The 21602-nt window shown below is 51.2% G+C and carries 16 protein-coding genes and 2 pseudogenes; 8 read left to right on the forward strand and 10 right to left on the reverse strand.

The genetic code is table 11. The features are described from left to right. Positions 1–3 precede the first annotated feature (3 nt). Positions 4–1407, reverse strand: coding sequence for an MFS transporter (locus JC793_RS19355; RefSeq protein WP_166708879.1), 1404 nt, complete (start codon positions 1405–1407; stop codon positions 4–6). Positions 1408–1496: 89 nt separating this feature from the next. On the opposite strand from JC793_RS19355, the gene JC793_RS19360 reads away from it, so the two are divergent. Continuing rightward, entirely contained in the window at positions 1497–2156 is a 660-nt protein-coding gene (locus tag JC793_RS19360; protein WP_166708880.1) for a helix-turn-helix transcriptional regulator, read from the forward strand. Positions 2157–2194: 38 nt separating this feature from the next. Continuing rightward, complete coding sequence (locus tag JC793_RS19365; protein ID WP_004236685.1) at positions 2195–2623, forward strand: TOBE domain-containing protein; 429 nt, start codon at positions 2195–2197, stop codon at positions 2621–2623. A 50-nt stretch (positions 2624–2673) separates the two neighbouring features. On the opposite strand, the gene JC793_RS19370 is transcribed toward JC793_RS19365, so the two are convergent. The 7 genes and pseudogenes from JC793_RS19370 to fdnG form a co-directional block, all read right to left on the reverse strand. Next, positions 2674–3819: a GT-D fold domain-containing glycosyltransferase gene (locus JC793_RS19370; RefSeq protein ID WP_243846935.1), complete on the reverse strand. Its 1146-nt coding sequence runs from the start codon at positions 3817–3819 to the stop codon at positions 2674–2676. Between the two features lie 24 nt (positions 3820–3843). Beyond that, positions 3844–5707: pseudogene (gene selB / locus JC793_RS19375) on the reverse strand (selenocysteine-specific translation elongation factor). Next, positions 5704–7086, reverse strand: coding sequence for an L-seryl-tRNA(Sec) selenium transferase (gene selA / locus JC793_RS19380; protein ID WP_218427044.1), 1383 nt, complete (start codon positions 7084–7086; stop codon positions 5704–5706). The pseudogene selB and the gene selA overlap by 4 nt, the downstream one beginning before the upstream one ends. Positions 7087–7105: 19 nt before the next feature. After that, positions 7106–8032 (reverse strand): formate dehydrogenase accessory protein FdhE, encoded by a 927-nt coding sequence (gene fdhE, locus JC793_RS19385; protein ID WP_052926484.1) that lies wholly within the window; start codon positions 8030–8032, stop codon positions 7106–7108. A 140-nt stretch (positions 8033–8172) separates the two neighbouring features. Continuing rightward, the gene (gene fdoI / locus JC793_RS19390; protein WP_004240169.1) at positions 8173–8823 is read right to left on the reverse strand and encodes a formate dehydrogenase cytochrome b556 subunit; all 651 of its coding nucleotides are present in this window, start codon (positions 8821–8823) and stop codon (positions 8173–8175) included. Then, positions 8823–9764, reverse strand: coding sequence for a formate dehydrogenase subunit beta (fdxH, locus tag JC793_RS19395; RefSeq protein WP_046892846.1), 942 nt, complete (start codon positions 9762–9764; stop codon positions 8823–8825). Before fdxH ends, fdoI begins: the two co-directional genes overlap by 1 nt. 11 nt (positions 9765–9775) lie before the next feature. Continuing rightward, positions 9776–12823 (reverse strand): formate dehydrogenase-N subunit alpha, encoded by a 3048-nt coding sequence (gene fdnG / locus JC793_RS19400; protein ID WP_141651469.1) that lies wholly within the window; start codon positions 12821–12823, stop codon positions 9776–9778. A 166-nt stretch (positions 12824–12989) separates the two neighbouring features. Between fdnG and fdhD the strand changes: the two genes are divergently transcribed. Beyond that, positions 12990–13820 carry a formate dehydrogenase accessory sulfurtransferase FdhD gene (gene fdhD, locus JC793_RS19405; RefSeq protein WP_218427045.1) on the forward strand — a complete coding sequence of 277 codons (831 nt, stop codon included), beginning with the start codon at positions 12990–12992 and terminating at the stop codon, positions 13818–13820. Here the strand turns inward: fdhD and JC793_RS19410 are convergent, their stop codons facing one another. Both JC793_RS19410 and JC793_RS19415 read right to left on the reverse strand, forming a co-directional pair. Further along, a complete protein-coding gene (locus JC793_RS19410; protein WP_218427047.1) occupies positions 13821–14585 on the reverse strand; it encodes a transferase in 765 nt (254 codons plus the stop codon). An 85-nt stretch (positions 14586–14670) separates the two neighbouring features. Beyond that, a complete protein-coding gene (locus JC793_RS19415; protein WP_247717292.1) occupies positions 14671–15111 on the reverse strand; it encodes a hypothetical protein in 441 nt (146 codons plus the stop codon). Between the two features lie 439 nt (positions 15112–15550). Here JC793_RS19415 and JC793_RS19420 point away from each other — a divergent pair, with 439 nt between their 5' ends. The 5 genes and pseudogenes from JC793_RS19420 (at position 15551) to JC793_RS19435 (ending at position 21519) form a co-directional block, all read left to right on the forward strand. Continuing rightward, positions 15551–16327, forward strand: coding sequence for a Slam-dependent surface lipoprotein (locus JC793_RS19420; RefSeq protein ID WP_218427049.1), 777 nt, complete (start codon positions 15551–15553; stop codon positions 16325–16327). Positions 16328–16553: 226 nt separating this feature from the next. Next, positions 16554–16703, forward strand: a pseudogene (locus JC793_RS19870) (surface lipoprotein assembly modifier); the annotation flags it as partial. Positions 16704–16763: 60 nt separating this feature from the next. Beyond that, positions 16764–17744 (forward strand): surface lipoprotein assembly modifier, encoded by a 981-nt coding sequence (locus tag JC793_RS19425; protein WP_247717293.1) that lies wholly within the window; start codon positions 16764–16766, stop codon positions 17742–17744. Between the two features lie 40 nt (positions 17745–17784). After that, on the forward strand, positions 17785–20718 hold the full coding sequence (locus JC793_RS19430) for a TonB-dependent receptor domain-containing protein (RefSeq protein ID WP_218427051.1): 2934 nt from the start codon (positions 17785–17787) through the stop codon (positions 20716–20718). A gap of 3 nt (positions 20719–20721) precedes the next feature. Next, on the forward strand, positions 20722–21519 hold the full coding sequence (locus JC793_RS19435) for an energy transducer TonB (RefSeq protein ID WP_218427053.1): 798 nt from the start codon (positions 20722–20724) through the stop codon (positions 21517–21519). Positions 21520–21602 lie beyond the last annotated feature (83 nt).

Genomic DNA, 21602 nt, shown 5'->3' on the forward strand with positions numbered 1-21602 from the left:
TAATCAGCCGTAAGAAATGGCCGCGCAGCGGCGGGCGGTGAAAATCGCAATCAGCGGGGCAATCGCCAGTAACATCATCAGCCAGTAGGCTGAAGACATCACGCCTGTCAGTGTTCCGTCATTGAAACCATTGACGTTCACAATCATACCGGCCAGTGCGGCACCCAGTGCCGTGGCAAAAAGCTGTACTGTGGTGATGGAAGCGGCGGCAATCTCTTTATCCGCAGGTGCCGCGACCTGTAAAATCCGGGTCAGCAGATGCGGCCAGCCGAATCCGATCCCGAACCCGACCAGCGATAATCCCAGCAGGATCGGCGACATAATGGCCCATGTTCCGGCGGACGGTACGGAGAGTGTCAGCGCCAGCAATACCAGCCCCGCCAGCACAAAGATCGGCCCGAGCAGAATACTCGCCCGCATTTTCGCTCCTTTCCATCCCGCACTGATGATCTCACTGACTGTCCAGCCCAGCGCCATCAGTGCACTCATATAACCGGATGCCAGCGGTGACTGGCCGTGCAGACGTTGCAGGAAATACGGTACGAACACTTCACAGGTCATTCCGATAGCCAGCAGAGAGATAGTGACATACAGCGCGGCATGATGACTGCCGCGCCGGAAAGTATTCTCCGGTAATAACCGGGTACTGCTGCGCTGCTCAATCACCGCAAGTACAATCAGCAGCAGAAGGGAAACCACCACGCCGCCCACATTCAGGAATACATCAGAGCTGAGACTGCCGGCGGAAACCACCAGTACCGCAGCAGTCAGTAATGTCAGCTGGATCAGGGGAAGATGTGGCCGGTTACCGTCATTATTCTGCTTTTTAGGCATAATCGTAAGCAAAAAGAGCCCATAAACGACCATCAGCGGCAACATCACACCAAAAGCATAACGCCAGGCATTTAACTGGGCAAAAATACCTCCGACAGCCGGACCGACTAATGTGGCAACTCCCCACATCCCGGAAATCAGTGCCATTGCTCTCGGCCACAATGCCGGAACATACACTAAATTGATCATGGCATAAGACAATGCGAACATAACACCGCCGCCGAAGCCCTGAATGGCGCGCCCCAGCAACATAATTTCCATCCGGGGAGCCAGGGCACAGGCCAGGCTGCCGGCAAAAAAGGCAATGACAGAAAGAAGATAGGCGATGCGGGCACCATATACGGCCAGCATGCGGGCAGAAAGTACTGAGCCGATAATGGATGCCGCCACAAACAACGTGGTGTTCCAGGCGTACAGATTCAGGCCGCCGATATCGGCAACCACAGATGGCAAAATGGTGGTTGCCATTAAAATATTAACGGCGTGGATAACAACACCGAACGAGAGAGCGATTGAAATCGCAGCGTTTTTCCCTGAAAAGAGATCACGCCAGCGGCTGTCATCAGGCAACATAGAACCATCCTTTAGTCTTGTGATACTTTGCTGAATACGATAAATTAAACAAGAATTAACTTGGATAAATAGATACCGGGCACGAGAATATGTCAAGAACTAACCTGGAAAGCAACCTCAGTTCCGCACAATCGGTCGGGGAAAAATTGCTTATTCTCCTGAAAAAGCATGGCCCGATGCAGGCATCCGAGGCCGGGGAGCACCTGGGCACCACCGGGGAAGCCGCCCGTCAGCAGTTTACCAAGCTGGCCCGGGACGGCATGGTTGAGGCACATTCCGAATGCCGGGGTGTCGGCCGTCCGGTGCAGCGCTGGCATCTGACCGCGCTGGGCAACAAACGCTTTCCGGATTGTCACGCTGAGCTGACCGTCAAAATCCTGACCACCATCCGCCGCGAACTCGGTGAGGATGCTATCGGCAAAATTATTACCGCCCGTGAGAACGAAGCCCGCCGCGACTATTTTGATAAACTTCAGGGCGCTGACACCCTGGAGGAGCGCATTATCCGCCTCGTTGCCATCCGCACAGAGGAAGGCTATATGGCACAGTGGGAAAAAGAACCGGAAGGGAGCTGGCTGATTATTGAAAATCACTGCCCTATCTGCTCTGCCGCCCGTATGTGTCAGGGATTCTGCCGTGCTGAACTCGAACTGTTTCAGACCGTTTTGGATGCAAATGTGGAACGGGTCGAATATTTGCTGACAGGTTCTCGCCGCTGCGTATATCGTGTGATACAACAGGAAGATTAACCATTCCGGCTAATCACTGAAAGGAAAGAGGTCACACAATGAAAATTTCCGCACGTAACCAGCTCACCGGTAAAGTATCCCGCGTTGTTGCCGGCGCTGTTAATAATGAAGTGGAATTAACACTTGAGCATGGTGAAATTCTGACAACCGTCATCACCAAAGAGAGCTGTGACGTATTAGGGATCCGCGAAGGAAAAGAAGCTGTTGCGATTATTAAAGCGCCGTGGGTGGTCCTGGCAAATCCGGATTGCGGTCTGCGTTTTTCCGCCCGTAACCAGTTCCGCGGTAAAATCAGCAAAATGGTGAACGGCGCGGTCAACAGCACGATTCATCTGAGAACCGAAAAAGGTCTGCCACTGACAGCAGTTATTACCAATGAAAGCCGCGATGAAATGGAATTACATGAAGGTAATGAAATTGTCGCACTGATAAAAGCCTCCAGCGTCATTTTAGCCACTAAAGCCTGATGACAGCAAATACAGTACAAAACAGGCCACAATTGCGGCCTGTTTTATTATCAGTAAAAAGGCAGTTGTTCCGGGCTCTCTTTTCCTTCATAGACCACATCATAACTGTTCGTTAAATGGCCGATATCCAGCGCCATCCTGTTATTATCTGCCAGCCGGGCAGATAATACAGTACCCGCCGGGCCTGATGCGATTAAAAATACATCAACATCCTCTTTTTCCAGGCATTGTTCTGTCAGCAAATCGATATCATCATAAGAATTTGTATTCTTAGTGTGAATGATTTCCTTGTTTTTTATATTTGACAACATAAAGTGTTCACAGTCCAGCCGGGATTTATCGCCGGTAACAATGCAGACATTTTTATCTTTCCATATATCCATCCAGGCATTAACCAATTCATCACCAAACTGATAAAAACCTTCAGGACGACTGACAAATGAATCGCCATATACCGGCTGGTCAATAAAAAACTTACACCGGAACCAATATTTAACCCAGAACTTATGCCAAAAACCATCTTCTATAGCACAATGCGGCATGCATACCAGTGTGTTATGTTTCTCTGAGCATATCCTTCTTAATTCATATGTCAGTTTTTTATCAGCTTTCTGAAAATAAACACCATCTTCTGTCAGAAGCTTCATTTCACCATCGCCAAACCGGCTGAGGCTACAGTTATTTTCCTTTATCCATTTAACAGTTTCCAGCGCAGATAATCGTTTTTCTTTAAAGAAATGGTATACATCATTCCAGGTTTCATTTTCTGTTTTCTGACGAAGGAGTGACTCTATATTACCGGCTGATTTCCGCTGTTTTTTATTATGGTAATGCTGATAAATATCATTATAAAATTCAATGATATTTCTTATAGCGCCATACGTTATTGAAAGAGTATCAAAATCCTGACCGGGAATTGTTCCAAGTTCATACTCATTACTCTTCTGGTTATAAATCATCACTCTTTCTTCAAAATCACGATGAAGAAATTCATTAAAAATACAGCGGGATTCATGATCCCGGAAGACAAGATAAATATTCCCTCTGATATCGATATCCAGTGCGACATTAAATACGTCAGTTTTTATATCGATATATACTATATCCCATCCATAAGCTTTAGCCTTTCCGACATAATAGCTTGGAAATTTATTTTTATTAAACTCACCGAGGAGTTTTTCCAAATCAATCTTCATACCTGAAATCCTTTTTGAAGAAAATTAAAATAATCCCTCATCCCGCAAAATATGTTTGTCCCCTCTGCGGCGGGTAAAACCGGTCCTGTCAAAAAACTCCAGAATCTGTACAGCCAGCTTACGCCCCATGCCATATTTATCCCTGAATTGGGCCGCGCCGATACCTTCTTCATGTGACCGGTTATATTCACGGATCACCTGCGCAAATTCCGTGAGTTGTGACCGGTGGTAATAGCGATCCGGCACAATCGCCATAATATGACCAAGCTGCGCGGCTTTTTTCAGAAACTGACGGGCGGTTGTTTCATCGGTACCGAGTTTTACTGCCAGATCCCGCACCCACCACGGTTCCTGCTGAAACAGCGGTTCTGCACTCAGCCAGAGCGCGCTCTGAGCCGGATCAAACGCCAGCCCGTGATCCGGCAGATGCAGCCAGCCGCGGGTTCTGACAATCTGCTTTTCATCCAGTAATTGTGCAATAACCGGAAACACAATGGCATCAGAAAGCACCGGTAATGCCATCCGTTTCAGTCTGTCACGCCCGACGCCCATCTGGTCGCTGTGTGACTGGTGGTAATCCTCCAGCGTGGCCAGCAGAACAGCTTTTGCCGTTTCAACCCGTTGTGCGGAAAGGGCGTAACCATCGTTGATCAGCAGACTCAGACCATCAGTGCATTCCGTCAGTTTTTCCGCTGTCAGTTGCCGCGCCCAGGCAAATACCGGCAGAGATACCTCTCCGCGCGGTAATTCACAACATAAAACCGCCCGGTCATCCTGTGCTGCTGCCCGTTCTGACAACCACGCCAGAAACTCCGGACGGCGTTTTCCGCGGCGCGGGGAGGATAAATTCAGTACCCGTGCCCCCGCTACTGTGCGCTGCGCACTGATATCGCGCAGAATCAGCCGGTCTTCTTCCGCCAGCCAGAGCGGGGTATCGAGGGTGATTTCCGCCAGCAGCGGATAGCTGTTATCGTCATTCAGGAGAGACACGCGGCCGGTAATATGGCTGGCACCGTGGTGAATGTGCACCGGTTGCCAGCTTTTCAGACCTTCGTCCGTTTCAAGTTCAGCCAGAATGCGATGTGCAGGCTGCACCGGTTTTTCACTCAGCAGCCAGTCACCACGGGAAACCGTCTCTTTACTGACATCCCCGCTCAGGTTGATCGCCACGCGATCACCGGCCTGTGCTGTTTCCTGCGGGCGGTTCTGGGCATGAATACCGCGCACACGGACAGATTTGTCACTGCCGGTCACCCATAATGTGTCATCGGTGCTGACCCGTCCGGCCAGCGCGGTACCGGTTACCACCAGCCCCGCCCCTTTGACACTGAAAACACGGTCAATCGCCATCCGGAACCGTTTTTCTGTCCGGCTGTCTGACGATTGCTGCTGATGGTGCAGACGCAGATGTGCCCGCAATGCATCCAGCCCTTCACCGCTGTGGGATGATGTGACAAATACCGGGCTTTCCGGCCAGCCGTCAGATAACAGCAGTTCTGTGATTTGCTGCCGGACTTCTTCAGTCCGTTCCGCCGGAACACGATCCGCTTTGGTCAGCACCACCGAGATTTGCGGACGTCCCGCCAGGCGCAGAATCGCCAGATGCTCGCGGGTTTGTGCCATCACCCCGTCATCACAGGCTATAATCAGCAGCACATGGCGGATACCGCCGATGCCCGCCAGCATATTGCCGAGAAACTTTTCGTGGCCCGGCACATCCACAAAACCGATAACGGTATCATCATCCTGCGGCCAGTAGGCATAGCCCAGGTCGATGGTCATTCCGCGTTTTTTTTTCTTCCGGCAGATGGGTGGTATCCACACCGGTGACGGCCCGGATAAGTGCTGTTTTTCCGTGGTCAACATGGCCGGCGGTAGCAAAAATCATGGTAACAGTGCCTGTAAAAGTCGGTTTTCATCTTCAAGGCAACGCAGATCCCACCACAGACGCCCGTCACTTACCCGTCCGATCACCGGAATGGTCAGCTGACGGTGAGAGTGCGTCAGGGTGGCTAAGGCGCTGCCTTTTCCGTTTTGCGGGGTAAACGTCACTGCCCAGCCGGGCAGACGTTCCACCGGCAGTGATCCGCTGCCAATCTGCGAGGAGCAGGGCTCTGCGCGGATCACCCATTCATCACCGTAATATGCCTGAATTTTCGGCACAAGCCGTTGTGCCATATCATAAATATCGTCAGCAGACCGGGTCAGCAAACGCAGTGACGGCAGTGTCTGCGCCAGTTTTTCCGGACGGCGGTACAGACGCAGCGTGGCATCCAGTGCCGCCAGGGTCATTTTATCTGCCCGCAGGGCGCGTTTGAGCGGATGACGCTGTATTGCCTCAATCCACGCTTTTTTACCGAGAATAATGCCCGCCTGCGGTCCGCCGAGCAGTTTATCGCCGGAAAAAGTGACAATATCAATACCCTGAGCCAGATAACGCTGCGGCATCGGTTCTTCCGGCAGCCCCCACAGTGTCATATCAATCAGTGCACCGCTGCCCAGATCAATCACTGACGGGATATTCTGTTCCCGGCCGAGTTCCGCCAGTTCCTGTCCGGAAACTTCAGCCGTAAAACCTTCAATATGATAATTACTGGTGTGGACTTTCATCAGCAGCGCAGTCTGCTCGCTGATCGCATTTTTATAGTCATGCAGATGAGTACGGTTTGTGGTACCGACTTCTCTCAGCCGGCATCCCGCCTGACTCATCACTTCCGGCACACGGAAAGCGCCGCCGATTTCCACCAGCTCACCACGGGAAACAATCACTTCCCGTCCGGCCGCCATCGTTGCCAGCACCAGTAATACCGCCGCCGCATTATTATTAACAACACAGGCAGCTTCCGCGCCGGTCAGCTGACAGAGACGCTCCGCGACAATGCTGTCGCGGTGGCCGCGTCCGGCATCATCGAGAGAATATTCGAGCGTAACCGGCCAGCGCATGGCATTGGTCACCGCCTCAATAGCCGCTTCCGCCTGGAGGGCACGGCCGAGATTGGTATGCAGTACGGTACCGGTCAGGTTGATGACCGGACGCAGTGCCTCCCGCTCGCTGTCCAGGCGGCGGGACAGTTCATCTGCCCAGCAATCGTGCCAGTCCGGCAGTTGCTGCCGCTCACGGATCGCGTCACGTGCATCATCCTGCATTTCCCGCAGCACACTGACGATACAGGTCTGGCCGTACTGTTCTGTCAGCGCGGTGACCGGTGTTTCATGTAATAACCCGTCAATGGCAGGTATCTGACTGTATAATGCACGTTCGTTCATAGCGGGCTCACTTCCGGGCTTATTCGTTCGGGAACAGGAACGGGTTAATACTGCTGCGGGCAAAACCTTCTTCTTCCATACGGGCATCCAGGATCAGGGTTGCCAGGTCGTCTGCCACAGTATCCACTTTCGCGTCTTTTTCCTGAGACATAATTTTCAGATAACTGCCGCAGTCACCGCAGCTTTCGGCTTTCACTGCCGCCTGTTCACTTTCCAGTGACCAGTAATTCAGATCACGCGTCTGTTCGCAGTTCGTACACTTAATCCGGACCACATGCCATTCGGTTTCACATAATCCGCAATGCAGATAACGCAATCCCTGTGTGGTACCAATCTGGATCACGCCGGAAACCGGCATCGCCGCACAGACCGGACAGAACTGACGATGTTCGCCGTGCTCTTCACGGCCTTTACCCGGAATCATCGACGCCATCTGCGCCCAGTATAAAGATAATGCAGCCCAGATAAACACGGACTTATCCGGTGAAACAGCAGAAAACTCCTGATTAAACAACGCCGTTGCCATATCTTCCAGCTCATTCTCAGACGCTTTATCCAGGTTTTCCAGGGTCGGGCGGGCATGATCCGGCGCGACCGGCAGCAGCTCGGCAATAATGCTTTTCAGCAGTTTACGCCAGTGTTCAGTGCGCTGAAAGGTACGGCAATCGAGCAGTGCTTTGCCCGGCATATTCGCAGCCATCAGGGCATCCATATCCATACTGAGCGGATTGTCATACAGGGCTTTCTGCTGGGCACGGGTGATTTCAGCGGCAAATTCCAGGTAATCCGCAAACGGATTATCTTTGGCCAGCTCATCAAAGCGTTCGGCACGGCGCTGATACAGATTCTTCAGATTAGGGAACAGCACCGCAGGGATAAAGCCAATCCCTTTTTCATTTTTCTGAGCCTGTCCCAGCTCTTCTTTGGATACAATTCGGATACTCATGATCTTGCTCTTCTTCTGATATGGAGAGGATAAGCCGGTCCGGCAAATAAAACCCTATTATGAACCGGCTGCCTTAAAATGTCGAAAAGGCAGGGGAAACCCCTGCCTTCTGAATAATCACACGAGAAGATTAAAAACGGTCACTGACCTTTTTTATCTTCTTCACGCTCTTTTGCCACAATCTGACGGTACCAGCGCGGGTGATGTTTCTTCGCCCAGCCGCGGGTTACCCAGCCTTCTGTCATCGCACGCACAGATCCTTTCACCCAGATTGCCGCATAAGCGTGAACAATAATGGTGATAATCAGCCCGATAGCAGAAATTGAGTGTACCAGCAGCGCGATGCGGATCACCGGAATGGAGAAATACTCCGCAAAATAAGGACGCCAGATAACAATACCGCTCAGCAGCAGCAGGAACAGGCAGATACTGGCTGCCCAGTACACCCCTTTCTGACCGAGGTTATACTGACCGACATCTCCGGCTTCCTCATTTTTCATGATTTTGCCGATCTGCTTCGCCCACTCGATATCATCACGGTTGATAAAGTTGTGTTTAAAGTAACGGAAGAACATAAACACAAACAGTAAGAACATCACCACACCGGTAAACGGATGCAGCAGACGTGATAACTGCGGGGTACCCAGAATGTTCATAAACCAGTTAAGCGACGGGAAGAAAAACCCGAGCCCGCTGATGGCCGTGAACAGAAAACAAATGACCACAGCCCAGTGATTCACACGCTCAATGGGTTTGTGGCGGATAATTTTTTCGCGATCATCCTGTTGCATTATTTCTGCTCCTCCTGACCTGCTGATTGCTCAGTCTTTGCCGGAACATCCTGAATATCTTTCAGGGCCTCTTCTTCCTCGCGTTTTGATACCCGGTTCGGGCCGATACCCACGTAATGGAAGATTGCCGCCGCAAAGGTCGCCGCAAAACCGACTGCTGCCAGTGGTTTCCATGCGCCTTTCCAGAATTTCACCGCCGCACTGATTTCCGGATTCTCCGGCAGACCGTGATATAACTGCGGTTTATCAGCATGGTGCAGCACATACATCACGTGCGTACCGCCGACGCCCTGCGGATCATACAGACCGGCTTTGGCGTAACCACGGCTTTGCAGCTCAGTGACCCGCTCACCCGCCAGCGCCTGCATATCCTCTTTCGAGCCGAAATGAATCGCCCCGGTCGGACAGGTTTTCACACACGCCGGCTCCTGACCCACATCCACGCGGTCAACACACAGTGTGCATTTATAAGCGCGGTTATCTTCTTCGTTGATACGCGGCACGTTAAACGGACAGCCCGCGATACAGTAACCGCAGCCGATGCAGTGCTCTGACTGGAAATCGACAATCCCGTTGGCGTACTGAATGATAGCGCCTTCCGCCGGACAGGCTTTCAGACAGCCCGGGTCCGCACAGTGCATACAGCCGTCTTTACGGATCAGCCACTCAAAGTTGCCGTTTTCTTCCACTTCGGAAAAACGCATCACGGTCCATGACTTGGCGGTCAGATCCTGCGGGTTGTCATACACCCCCACGTTGGTACCGATCTTGTCACGGATGTCGTTCCACTCCGAACAGGCTACCTGACAGGCTTTACAGCCGATACAGGTAGTCACGTCAATCAGCTTCGCCACTTCTTCCTTAAAATCCCGCACCTGAGGTGCGGGGGTCAGGGAATTGGTGGCAGAGCGACGAATAATGTCCTGTGATTGCATTGACATAATTTATCTCCTTACACCTTTTCCACATTAACCAGGAAGGCTTTAAATTCAGGCGTCTGGGTGTTCGCATCCCCGACAAACGGTGTCAGCGTGTTGGTGATAAAGCCTTTCACCGCCACACCCTCAAAGCCCCAGTGAATCGGAATACCGATGGTATCCACTTTCTGACCATTCACATCCAGCGTCCGGATGCGTTTGGTGACCACTGCTTTGGCCTTGATATAGCCGCGTTTGGAGCTGACTTTCACCGTATCACCCTGAGAGATACCTTTCTCATTCGCGAGACGCTCACCGATTTCGATAAACTGCTGCGGCTGAATAATGGCATTTAACCGCGCATGTTTTGTCCAGTAGTGGAAATGCTCCGTCAGCCGGTAAGTTGTACCGACATACGGGAATTCCTCTGCTTTACCCATCTGCGCCCAGTCATCTTTAAAGATACGGGCAGCCGGGTTGGAAACCACATCCGGATGAAGCGGGTTGGTACCGAGAGGGGTTTCAATCGGCTCGTAGTGCTCAGGGAACGGCCCTTCCGCCATCTTATCGATAGCAAACAGGCGGCCCATCCCTTCCGGCTGCATGATAAACGGTCCGACATCCGAATCCGGCGCGGCGTTGCTGTAGTCCGGCACATCCATACCGATCCACTTGCTGCCGTTCCATTCCAGAATCTGGCGTTTCGGATCCCACGGTTTACCCGCCGGGTCCGCAGATGCACGGTTATAAATTACGCGGCGGTTCAGCGGCCATGCCCACGCCCAGCCGAGGGTGTTACCCAGTCCGGTCGGATCAGCGTTATCACGGCGTGCCATCTGGTTGCCCTGCGGCGTCCAGCTGCCGGCAAAAATCCAGCATCCGCTTGCCGTGGTACCATCATCACGCAACTGAGCAAAGGAGGTGAGCTGCTCGCCTTTCTTCACAATCACGTTGCCGTCAGCATCTTTCAGATCGACCAGCGCCAGACCGTTACTCTCCTGCGCAACCTCTTCCGGAGTCGGATTATCGCGATCGAAGTAGTTCCAGGTCATGTTCAGTACCTGCTCAGGCACTTTACCGCCTTCCGACTCATACAGTTTGCGGACACGATGGAAAATACCGGAGAGGATTTCGCCGTCGCTGATCGCTTCGCCCGGGGCATCCGCACCTTTCCAGTGCCACTGTAACCAGCGGGCGGAGTTAACGATAGAACCGTTCTCTTCCGCAAAGCAGCAGGATGGCAGGCGGAACACCGTAGTCTGAATCTGTGCCGGATCAACATCGTTCATCTCGCCGTGGTTCTGCCAGAAGTTCGATGTTTCGGTATTCAGCGGGTCAACCGTGATCAGGAACTTCAGTTTTGAAAGCGCCTTAACCACTTTGTTTTTGTTCGGGAATGAGGCTAACGGGTTAAAGCCCTGGCAGATATAGCCGTTGACTTCCCCTTTATCCATCATGTCGAAATAACGCAGGACGTCGTAACCTTTGTCCCACTTCGGCAGCCAGTCAAAGCCCCAGTTATTCTCTTTCTGTGCTTTGTCGCCATAGAAGGTTTTCATCAGACTGACAAAGAACTTCGGATAGTTACCCCAGTAGTTGACCTGCCCCGGCACCGTTGGTTTCGGTGTGTTGGCAGCCAGATAACTGTCCAGCGACGTCTGTTTGTCAGACGGCAGTGTCAGGTAACCCGGCAGGCTCTGCGACAGCAGACCCAGGTCAGTTAAGCCCTGGATATTGGAGTGACCGCGCAGTGCGTTCACACCGCCGCCCAGCATCCCCATATTCCCCAGTAACAGCTGGATCATCGCCATGGTACGGATGTTCTGCGCACCGACGGTATGCTGGGTCCAGCCCAGTGCATACAGGAACGAGGCGGTTTTATCTTTCGCGCAGGTTTCGCCGATATATTCACAGACTTTCAGGAAGTCATCTTTCGGCGTTCCGCAGATATTGGTCACCACATCCGGGGTATAACGGCTGACGTGCTCTTTCAGTAAATTCCAGACACAACGCGGATGCTGCAATGTGGTGTCGCGTCTGGCGAAACCACTTTCATCCAGTTCGTAGTTCCAGGTTGTTTTATCATACTGACGTTTCTCCGCATCATAGCCGCTGAACAAACCGTTATCGAACGCGTAATCTTCACGCACGATCAGGCTGGCGTTGGTGTACGCCTCAACATACTCACGGTTGATTTTTTCATTTTCCATCAGATATTTAATAACACCTGACAGGAACGCAATATCGGTACCGGAACGGATAGGCGTATAGAAATCCGCCACCGCCGCAGTACGGGTAAAGCGCGGGTCAATGACGATCAGTTTGGCATTGTTATGAATTTTGGCTTCCATCGCCCAGCGGAACCCGACAGGGTGAGCTTCCGCGGCGTTTCCGCCCATCACGACAACAAGGTTGGCATTTTTAATATCAACCCAGTGGTTGGTCATGGCACCGCGACCAAATGTCGGAGCAAGACTTGCTACCGTAGGTCCGTGTCAGACACGCGCCTGGTTATCCACGGCAAGCATGCCGAGGGCGCGGGAAAATTTCTGGGTGACAAATCCGGTTTCGTTACTGGCGGCTGATGCGCATAACATCCCGGTGGTTAACCAGCGGTTGACGGTGACGCCATCGCTGTTCTTTTCAATAAAGTTACTGTCGCGGTCATCTTTAATCAGGCGGGCGATACGATCAAACGCCTCATTCCACGAGATACGTTTCCACTCGTTGGTGCCCGGCTCGCGGACTTCAGGATATTTAAGACGGCTTTCGCTGTGGATAAAATCAATCAGACCTGCGCCTTTCGGGCACAGTGCGCCACGGTTTACCGGATGATCCGGATCCCCTTCAATGTGAAAAACAGATTCTTTGGCGTTTTTTGCCCCGTCACCCAGACTGTACATTAACAGCCCGCAGCCGACGGAACAGTACGTGCAGGTATTACGGGTTTCACGTGCGCGCAAAAGCTTATACTGACGTGAACCGGCAATAGCGACCGCCGGGGCAAAACCCAGAGCCGCTGCCGTTGTACCCGCCATACCGCCAGCGCAGATCTTAAAGAACTGCCTTCTGCTGACTTGCATGGAGATCTCCTTATTACATTGCTCTTATGCCGCTGCAAAATAAGCCACAGCGAACTTTCTTTTTATCCGCACAGTGGTGCGTGCGATCAGGTTCATTGCCTGGTGGAATGGTGTAAACTTTTACCCATACTATTATTATGTATTATTAAGCGCAGGAATTCATCTGATGGATGACATTTATTCCATAGAATCGTTACATAATTGTCTAATTCGCGGTGCGCATCTCACAAGTGTGCAACAAAAAAGCAAACCCGGGCATAATGAAAATGACTGGGTCGCGGAAGAGACGCCGGTTGCTCTGGTGTACAACGGCATTTCACATGTGGTGATGATGGCCAGCCCGAAAAACCTGGATGATTTTGCTGTCGGTTTTTCACTTTCCGAAGGCATTATTGAATCCGCCGCCGACATCCGCGGGATTGATATCACTGATGCCTGCCACGGCGGATTTGAAGTCCATGTGGAATTATCCGCCCGCCGTTTTGCCGGACTGAAAGAACGCCGCCGTAATATGGCCGGGCGTACCGGCTGCGGTATCTGCGGTACCGAGCAAATCAGCGAAATTTTCCGTCCGATCCCGCCGCTGGATTTCACGCAGACTTTTTCCCTCAGTCACCTTGATGAGGCACTCAGCCTGCTTCCGCAGGTGCAGGAAATAGGAAAACTGACCGGCTGCACCCACGCCGCAGGCTGGATCTCTCCGCAGGGCAAATTACTGGGGGGCTGTGAGGATGTGGGGCGCCATGTGGCGCTTGATAAACTGCTGGGGATGCGGGCAAAAGCACACTGGACAGACGGTGTGATACTGGTATCCAGCCGCGCCAGCTATGAGATGGTACAAAAAAGCGCACAGTGCGGCGCGGAAATTTTGTTTGCGGTTTCCGCACCAACCACGCTGGCGATTGAAACCGCCAAACGCTGCCGCCTGACACTGGTTGGATTCTGTAAAAAAGGGCGGGCCACCATCTATACCCACCCGGAACGCCTGATCCCCTGACTATTCAGCCAGCGGATGATATATCCACAGATTCGGCTCATGATAAATGACCCGGTCCGTTTCAGGATCGGCCTGAACCGGTACCAGAGCACCCGGCACAATGTACTGACCGGCGTGCGGAAAGGCCATACTGGTCCATTCCGACCAGTTATCAATAGAGGATGTGATATCCATCGAACGCATCGCCGGTTTGATAATCTGTCCGCCCAGCCGGACATGCGTGCGGATCCACGGGTCAAACGGCTCACCCTGCGGCGTCTGCCACTGACAATATTCCGCGAAATCCTGTAACGGATACTGTGCCTTGAGCGTCGGACGTACCGGTACCACCACGCCCTTCAATCCGGCCTGCGCAACAGCCGCTTTCAGCGCGGTGATAAGTTGTGCCGGGATACCTCTCCCGCGAAAATCCCGGTCAACGGTCACCGACAGTGCGGATACAAATGTCGGTTTCCGGGTATCGGTTGCCCCCAGGGTCAGCACCGCATCCCAGCCCCCATCCGGCAACTCAGTCAGCGGTGCATCTTCCGGAAAATAAAACGGAATCGCACTCAGAAGCCCGACGACCTGATCTTCTCCGGCAATGGTTGCAACCGCAACCTGCTGAAAAGGCAGATTTTCCTCAAGATACAGTGTATCCCAGTACTGGTCGGAGACCGGACTGGCTAACATAAACAACGGCCATTGTTCCGCAACCAGTGCTTCCGCGCTGTTCAGCAGTGACTCATGGCACTGTGCGACACTGAGGATCCGGACTGACGACATATGATTCTCCGCTTACATACTCTGTTGCGTATATATTAATGGTTTTCAGCTAAAAATAATTAACGTTAGCTTTATAATTCCGCACTTAGTCCCGCCGGGAAAACCGGAATCCCTTCCCTGTCCGCTTTCCGTTTTTATCCAGAATTTCGTAATACTCTTCCGTCACCACAGACTGCCCTTTATCCCACTGCCCGCTATCTGACAGATTATCAGCCCGGTAAACATCCCCGACGACCCGGTACTGCCGCCCGTTGTAATGAATGCGCTTAGTCGCGCCGGAGGAAAACTGGCGGGTGACCTCTGTGTACTCCCCGTTACCGTCACGCCGTAACCCGATCAGGCGCAGCCCCTGTGTTGCAGGATTATTATTGACTGAGCCGGGTACCGGCATATCAGGTGTCAGAGTAATAACGTCATAACGCTCAGAAATATCGTTTCTTCCGGTTTGCGGCCATGCGGCCGCGGCCGGGTTGCCGGTCAGCATCAGCACCGTTAACAGCAAAAATGTCAGAGTGTGTTTCATCATCAGATTATCTGTTTAGCCTTCATATACCGGACAGTATGAAACATAAATACAAAATCAAATGCGATAACAGCCGTTAATTAAATGCATTATTATTGCTTTTGAAATTCAATCATTAATAAAATGAAAAAATAACATCAGAATTTAAATTTCCTTCATGAATTAATAACCGGATTTACCGTACAAAAAAACTCTGAATGTGCATCACATATTTTCATTCTTATATTTGAAATAAAACTGTCATAAAAAATAAAAAAGAGTGATTTTTTAGTTCGTTACTTAATTAGCATTCTAATCAAATTATTCCCATTGCAACGGATGATAATAATTCTCATTTACACAAAATTCATTCTCCTTTATCGTTTATTTGTTTTCCGGAAACACGCCGGAAAATACCTTTTTATTCACCCGATCATTCATGAAATTATAAGGAGTTTAATTTATGAAGATGTTTAACCTGAAAACCCCGCTGGCGACACTGGTTACCCTGTGTGCCGCATTCTCCGCTGTACAGGCTCAGGCTGATGCGGGCTATGGCAGTTCCACTACACCAGATGGCGCTCATATTATTGTTGGTGTAACAGAAGCATCCAGCGGACGAGGCCATTCGTCACCGGGCGGAGAACCGGGAATCGGTTATTCCGGCATGCGCGGCGGAATGAAAGTCAGCTTTGCCGGGCTGCAGGGGCCAAACCGTGCAGTTCCTAACGATAACGGAGTTTCTGTTATCACCTCTGTTCCGCAGTCACACGGCAATATGGGCTCTTTTAATTTTGCCAAAATAGCAGATGCCGATATTTATTACGGTGAGTGGGTTTCCGGTACGGATTTCAGCGATGATTCTCATATGGCGTATTACGCAGGGAAAGATATCACCGCTGCTATGCCATCCGAAGGCACTGCACAGTACAGCATTAAAGGACTCAGCGGCTACAGCAGCGGTGAACAGATCAGCGGTACATTCAGCACCGATTTTGATGCCAATACCTTTACCGGCTCTCTCAGCTCAACCGGCCTCAGCTACAGCCTGAGCGGCACTGTCAGTGGTTCAGCCTTTGGTGGTAGCGCATCTGTCAGCACCACCGGTACTGATACCACAACCGTCAGCGGGATAACCAACGGGCATTTCTTTGGTGACAATGCACAGCAGGTTGCCGGTTATGCTGAATTCAGCAGCGATAAAGCGAAGAATATCGCGTTCGGCGGAACCAAATCTTAATTTATTATTGATACATTTCACCGGGAACAGATTCTCTGTTCCCGGTGTTTACCGGATATAAATATGTCGTCGCAGATAAAGTTAATTTACGGATTTATTCTTTTTTTTATTATTACTTGTTTTTTCATTACCGGCATCTGCAACTATACAAAAAAACAATCATTCAGAAGATAATAATACTGCACGGAATTTATACCTTTCACTAAAGAAAAATAACCTCAAAGCGATTTATCATTACTTATCTGTTTATCAGCAGGAACATCAGGCTGACCAGTTACTGATTATCTTCAGCCAGGCAAAGCTGGCCTATTTAAATCAGCGCCCGGGGGTTGCTATCGGGTTATATAACACCATTCTGCAACAGAAACCTCATTTCTTTGCCGCACAACTGGAACTGGCCCGCAGCTACCGGGCCGATCGTCAGATCGGAAACGCCTTGCTTTTGTTCCGGGAACTGAGTCAGCGCCTGCCGGTGACCTCTCCCCACTATCCGGAAATTACCCGTACCATTACCGAACTCACCCGGGCACTCAGCTGGTCATTAATGATCAGTGCCGGCAGCCATTACACGGATAATTATTATCAGACCCCGCTGCCGACAGCACACTGCCTGCACTACAGTCCTGATGGTTCCTGTTACGCCAGCCTTATCCCGCAGATCCCCCATGCCGTCTTACAATGGCGCAGCGACTGGGATTTACGCAGGCTGACACCGCTGTCCGGCTCTCATTTTCTGACGCAGCACTACCGGATATCCACGCGGTATGATGCCGCGAATCAGATAGCCAATACCGTAACGCTGACCGCTAAAACGGGTTATCACTATCAGGATCGCCATACTTTATGGCAACTGACCCCGCTGCTGGAGCAGCATTTTTCCGCCGGACGCCGTTTTTCCTCTTCTTACGGTTTACAAACGTATCTGAATCAGCAACTCAGCCCGGAGTGGTCTCTGAGCGGACTGGCTGCACTGCGGCAGCACCGTTATCAGCCTTATCTGTATTCACATAACGGCACTGAATATCAGCTGATGCCACAGATAACCTGGCGTCCGCATCCGGCGACCACACTGTATTTACAGGCAGAAACCACCGTTCACAAAAAAAACGATCCCTATAAACATTACCGGACGGCTGCCCTGCATACCGGCCTGACCTATCTGTGGCACCCGTCTGTGTCCCAGTCTGTTCATGCCGTTTACACCCGTAAACGTTATCACCACACACATCCGTTACACCGCCAGGCCAGGGAGGATCTCACCCGACAGTACAGCACAACACTCGCGCTCTATCCGCCGTCATTCGCGCAGATTTCACCTCAGCTTTCACTGATCCACACCCGTAACCGCAGTTCCGTACCGTGGCTTTATACCTACCGGCAGACTGAAATCATGCTGCGTTTTGAACGGCTGTTTTAACCCTTTCTGATTATTTATTTTTTATCATCCGGGAATCGTTATGTCTTCGCATTCACCATTATCTGGTCATCCATATAAAACAATCACACTGCTTCTGCCCGTGTTATTTATCCCGCTGCCGGGACTGGCGACAGAGGAAAAAAATCAGCAACTGGGCGACATTACGCTCCGTAATGAACAGGCTGCTGCTGACAGCGCCAAAGATAAAATCTATGACAAAAATGTCTCCACCCTGATCCTCACCAAAGAAGAAATAGAGCGCTATAAAGGCGCCTCTGCCGCCGATATTCTCAAAGGCGCCAACGGGGTATTCAGCGGTGATGCCCGCAACGGTAATGCGCTGGATGTCAATATCCGCGGAATACAGGGGCCGGGTCGTGTACCGGTCACCATCGATGGCACCGAACAGGCCGTGACGGTGTACCGGGGTTATAACGGTGCCAATAACCGTAATTACCTCGACCCGATGCTGATCAGTGAAATTGAGATTGAAAAAGGCCCGTCCCTTAATCCGCTCCTGAAAACGTCGGTAGGCGGCGGTGTTGCCATGAAAACACTCACCATCAATGACGTGGTGAAAAACGGTGACCAGTTTGGTGCTGCACTGATGCTGGAAAACAGCAGTAACACCACCAAAGCCCGGATACCCAATCTGGGGATCGGGGAAGATTACCGCCTTGTGGATAATATGCAGTTCGATTGGCTTATTATTGACGACCCCGGCACCCACTTAACCCCGGAAAACCGGGATAATGCCCCCGCACTGAATAACAGTGATTACGCCTGGCGTCTGGCAGTAGGTACCCGTCAGGAAAATATGGATCTGTTACTGGCTTATGCTTACCGTGACCGGGGAAACTATTTTGCCGGTAAACGCCACAGCGAAAACTATAATGATGAAATGTCTGACAGTGATATCGGTATTCTGCAAACATCCGACAAAACCTATGACCCGTATATGCCGTTTGTGTCCCGTATTTACCGCAAGGGTAATGAAGTTCCCAATACATCGGCAAAAACGGAATCCTGGCTGATAAAAAATACCTGGTATCTGAATGATGACCACGCGCTGCAACTCAGCTGGCGCGATACCCGCTCTGATTTCGGCGATATTATGCCTTCACGGCTGGGCTGGATCCGAGCTGAGGATAATATTATTCCGCAGTGGCCGCTGGCTGACCTGCATGCACAGGCCGGTTATCTTCACCTGAAATCCCAACCGGCACATCTTGCCTATATTGATGCAGATATCCGCCTGTGGACGACTCTGACCACCAGCAATACCAACTCCGGCGGCGGCTGGCCGCGCTACCCGAAAAACATGGACGATGGCTATAAACAAGGGGATATCAGCACCATCAACCCGGCAATCGACGGCACACTGATTAACACCGCTGCCCTGAATGTACAGAATCAGCGTTACGGGCTGGATTTCAGCAATAAATTTGCTTTTACCCCGGAACTGTCGGTGACTCTGGCCGCCAATATGCAGTTTGAGCATCTGGACAGTAATACCAGCCTGGAAAACTATAAACTCTTTATGTTCGCTGTTCCCGCCCGTAAAGGCCGCCGCTTTGAATATCAGCAATCCGTCAGTCTGGACTGGCAGCCGGTCTCCTGGCTGTCGCTCAGTGCCGGCGGCAGACAAACCGTATACTGGAGTGTCGATGATCTCTCCAACGAGTGCGCTGCCCGTAAAGACCCTTACTGTAAACAAGACTATGAAGTTACCGGTTATTACCTGAACTATTTCCGGAATATGACGGAAACAGAATCGCAGGCTTATAAAAAACGGCAGCAGGGTATGTGGTTCGAACTGACCCCGGAAGAAAGGCAAGCAACATGGGGAAAAACGATTTCGCCAGTACGTTACAGAGATAACCCGGCCAATAAAGCAGTTCGCATGATGGTTCGCGAAAAAAAATTCTGGCCGGTAGATACCAGCGACGGACGCCTGAAACAGAAAGACCGGCCGGATATCGATACCGCATTACGGAGTATTGACCCTTACACCGGGCAGGAAACCTATCTCTATGAATATAATAATTATCCTATTCAGCACGGTGACAGAGAAGTGCAACCCGTTACCCATACCTGGAAAGAAAAACCCCGCCGCCAGGCCATCGCCTGGACACCGATGCTGTCTGCCTCGGTTCATCTGACCGATGATCTGCGTCTGTATGGCCGCTATGCGGAAACCGTACGTATGCCGAGCCTGTTTGAGGATACTGTCGGGTTCTCCGGTTCCTCTGTCCCGCATATCGGTTACCGTTATAAACCGGAACATGCGGTAACCCGGGAATACGGTGTGGTTTTTAACGGAAAATCACTGCTCCATGCTGACCGTCATGCGGATATCCGGCTGAATTACTTCCATACAGATATCCTCAATGTCTTTGATCGTGATAACTATTTCCGTTTTTCACAGATGGATAAACAGATCCTGAAAGGGATTGAAATTCAGGCCCGTTATGATCATGGCTGGATCTTCAGTGATCTGGGTGTAACCTATAACCTCACTAATAAAGTCTGTGATGAAACATCTCATGCCTTTATGGACCCGACAGGTCTGAAAGATATCCCGTCATGCATTGACGGGGGTTATCCGGGCGGGTTCCTGCGTACCCAAATTCAGCCGCATTATTCTGTAACCTTTAACCTCGGCGGGCGTTTATTGCAGGAATCATTAGAAATCGGCAGCCGCTGGCTCTACCACAGTGCGGTGGAAAACAGCCAGGAGAAACGTCTGATGGGTATTGTTCCGGGAAAATACAGCGATTTTAATAACTACCCGATGCGCTGGAATTCGGTACTGACCGTGGATGCTTACGCCAAATATAAAATCACCCCGGATATTGCTCTGGAACTGACCGCCACCAACCTGACCAGTGAATATTACCTCGACCCGCTCACCCGTTCGATGATGCCGGCACCAGGCCGGGCTGTAAAATTGAATGTCTCCGCGAGGTTCTGATTTATGTACAGCATAACAACATTACCTCATCCTCCGTTCGTGTTTGACCGGAAAAAATGCGGAGCATGGCAGCAGACGACATCGTCTGCCGCAATCGGTATTTGTTTCTCCGTCGCCGGGCTGCTCATCATGAGCAGCCCCCGGGTGACCTCTCCGCAACTGCATCAACTTGATAACCGGGGACAAACCCCGGTGGCTTCCGTTGTCATTCAGATGAATGCAGCACCGGCATATCAGGAAACAGAACCGGAAGCGGAACAATTACCACCCCCGCAGGAATCACCGTCACAGGCAGAACTGGCAACCGCCCGCCGGAAAGTGCCGGTGAAAACAGCAAAACCACCGTCAGAAAGACCGGCAGTAAAAGCCGTGAACAAAAAAGCGGAGAAATCAGAACCTGTTACCACAACAACTACAGCAGATACCGGAGAGGATAAAACAACACTTCAGCAATCCGGCGGACAGGCAGTATCCCCGACAAATTCTGCCACCGCAGGAGCCGATAACCGGAAAGCACAGGAGGATTACTTTAATCTGCTGCGGCAAAAAATTGAGGAGCAAAAACATTACCCCCGCCGGGCCCGCAGTGCCGGACAACGGGGGATCAGCACCATCTCATTTTCACTCGACGATAACGGCAAACCTTTTGCACCGGCGATTACCCGCTCTTCCGGTTATGAATTACTGGATAACGCCGCAATGGATGCTGTCATCAGAGTTGCTGCTGTCGGTACACCGCCACCGGGTGCAAAGCGAAGAGTGACATTCTCATTACATTTTCAGCTGAATAAGGGATTTTAGTCACAACGGTGTTTAACAGCTGAATATATTTACGGCAATGATTATTTCTTGTGCATATAAAGTTAATAGGTATACTGGTATAC

Source organism: Morganella morganii (assembly GCF_019242955.1).
Taxonomy (GTDB): domain Bacteria; phylum Pseudomonadota; class Gammaproteobacteria; order Enterobacterales; family Enterobacteriaceae; genus Morganella; species Morganella sibonii.

Bases quoted from the DNA above. Each gene is read 5' to 3' on its own strand.
- JC793_RS19355 (WP_166708879.1), bottom strand. From the start codon at position 1,407: ATGTTGCCTGATGACAGCCGCTGGCGTGATCTCTTTTCAGGGAAAAAC.
- JC793_RS19360 (WP_166708880.1), top strand. From the start codon at position 1,497: ATGTCAAGAACTAACCTGGAAAGCAACCTCAGTTCCGCACAATCGGTC.
- JC793_RS19365 (WP_004236685.1), top strand. From the start codon at position 2,195: ATGAAAATTTCCGCACGTAACCAGCTCACCGGTAAAGTATCCCGCGTT.
- JC793_RS19370 (WP_243846935.1), bottom strand. From the start codon at position 3,819: ATGAAGATTGATTTGGAAAAACTCCTCGGTGAGTTTAATAAAAATAAA.
- selA (WP_218427044.1), bottom strand. From the start codon at position 7,086: ATGAACGAACGTGCATTATACAGTCAGATACCTGCCATTGACGGGTTA.
- fdhE (WP_052926484.1), bottom strand. From the start codon at position 8,032: ATGAGTATCCGAATTGTATCCAAAGAAGAGCTGGGACAGGCTCAGAAA.
- fdoI (WP_004240169.1), bottom strand. From the start codon at position 8,823: ATGCAACAGGATGATCGCGAAAAAATTATCCGCCACAAACCCATTGAG.
- fdxH (WP_046892846.1), bottom strand. From the start codon at position 9,764: ATGTCAATGCAATCACAGGACATTATTCGTCGCTCTGCCACCAATTCC.
- fdhD (WP_218427045.1), top strand. From the start codon at position 12,990: ATGGATGACATTTATTCCATAGAATCGTTACATAATTGTCTAATTCGC.
- JC793_RS19410 (WP_218427047.1), bottom strand. From the start codon at position 14,585: ATGTCGTCAGTCCGGATCCTCAGTGTCGCACAGTGCCATGAGTCACTG.
- JC793_RS19415 (WP_247717292.1), bottom strand. From the start codon at position 15,111: ATGATGAAACACACTCTGACATTTTTGCTGTTAACGGTGCTGATGCTG.
- JC793_RS19420 (WP_218427049.1), top strand. From the start codon at position 15,551: ATGAAGATGTTTAACCTGAAAACCCCGCTGGCGACACTGGTTACCCTG.
- JC793_RS19430 (WP_218427051.1), top strand. From the start codon at position 17,785: ATGTCTTCGCATTCACCATTATCTGGTCATCCATATAAAACAATCACA.
- JC793_RS19435 (WP_218427053.1), top strand. From the start codon at position 20,722: ATGTACAGCATAACAACATTACCTCATCCTCCGTTCGTGTTTGACCGG.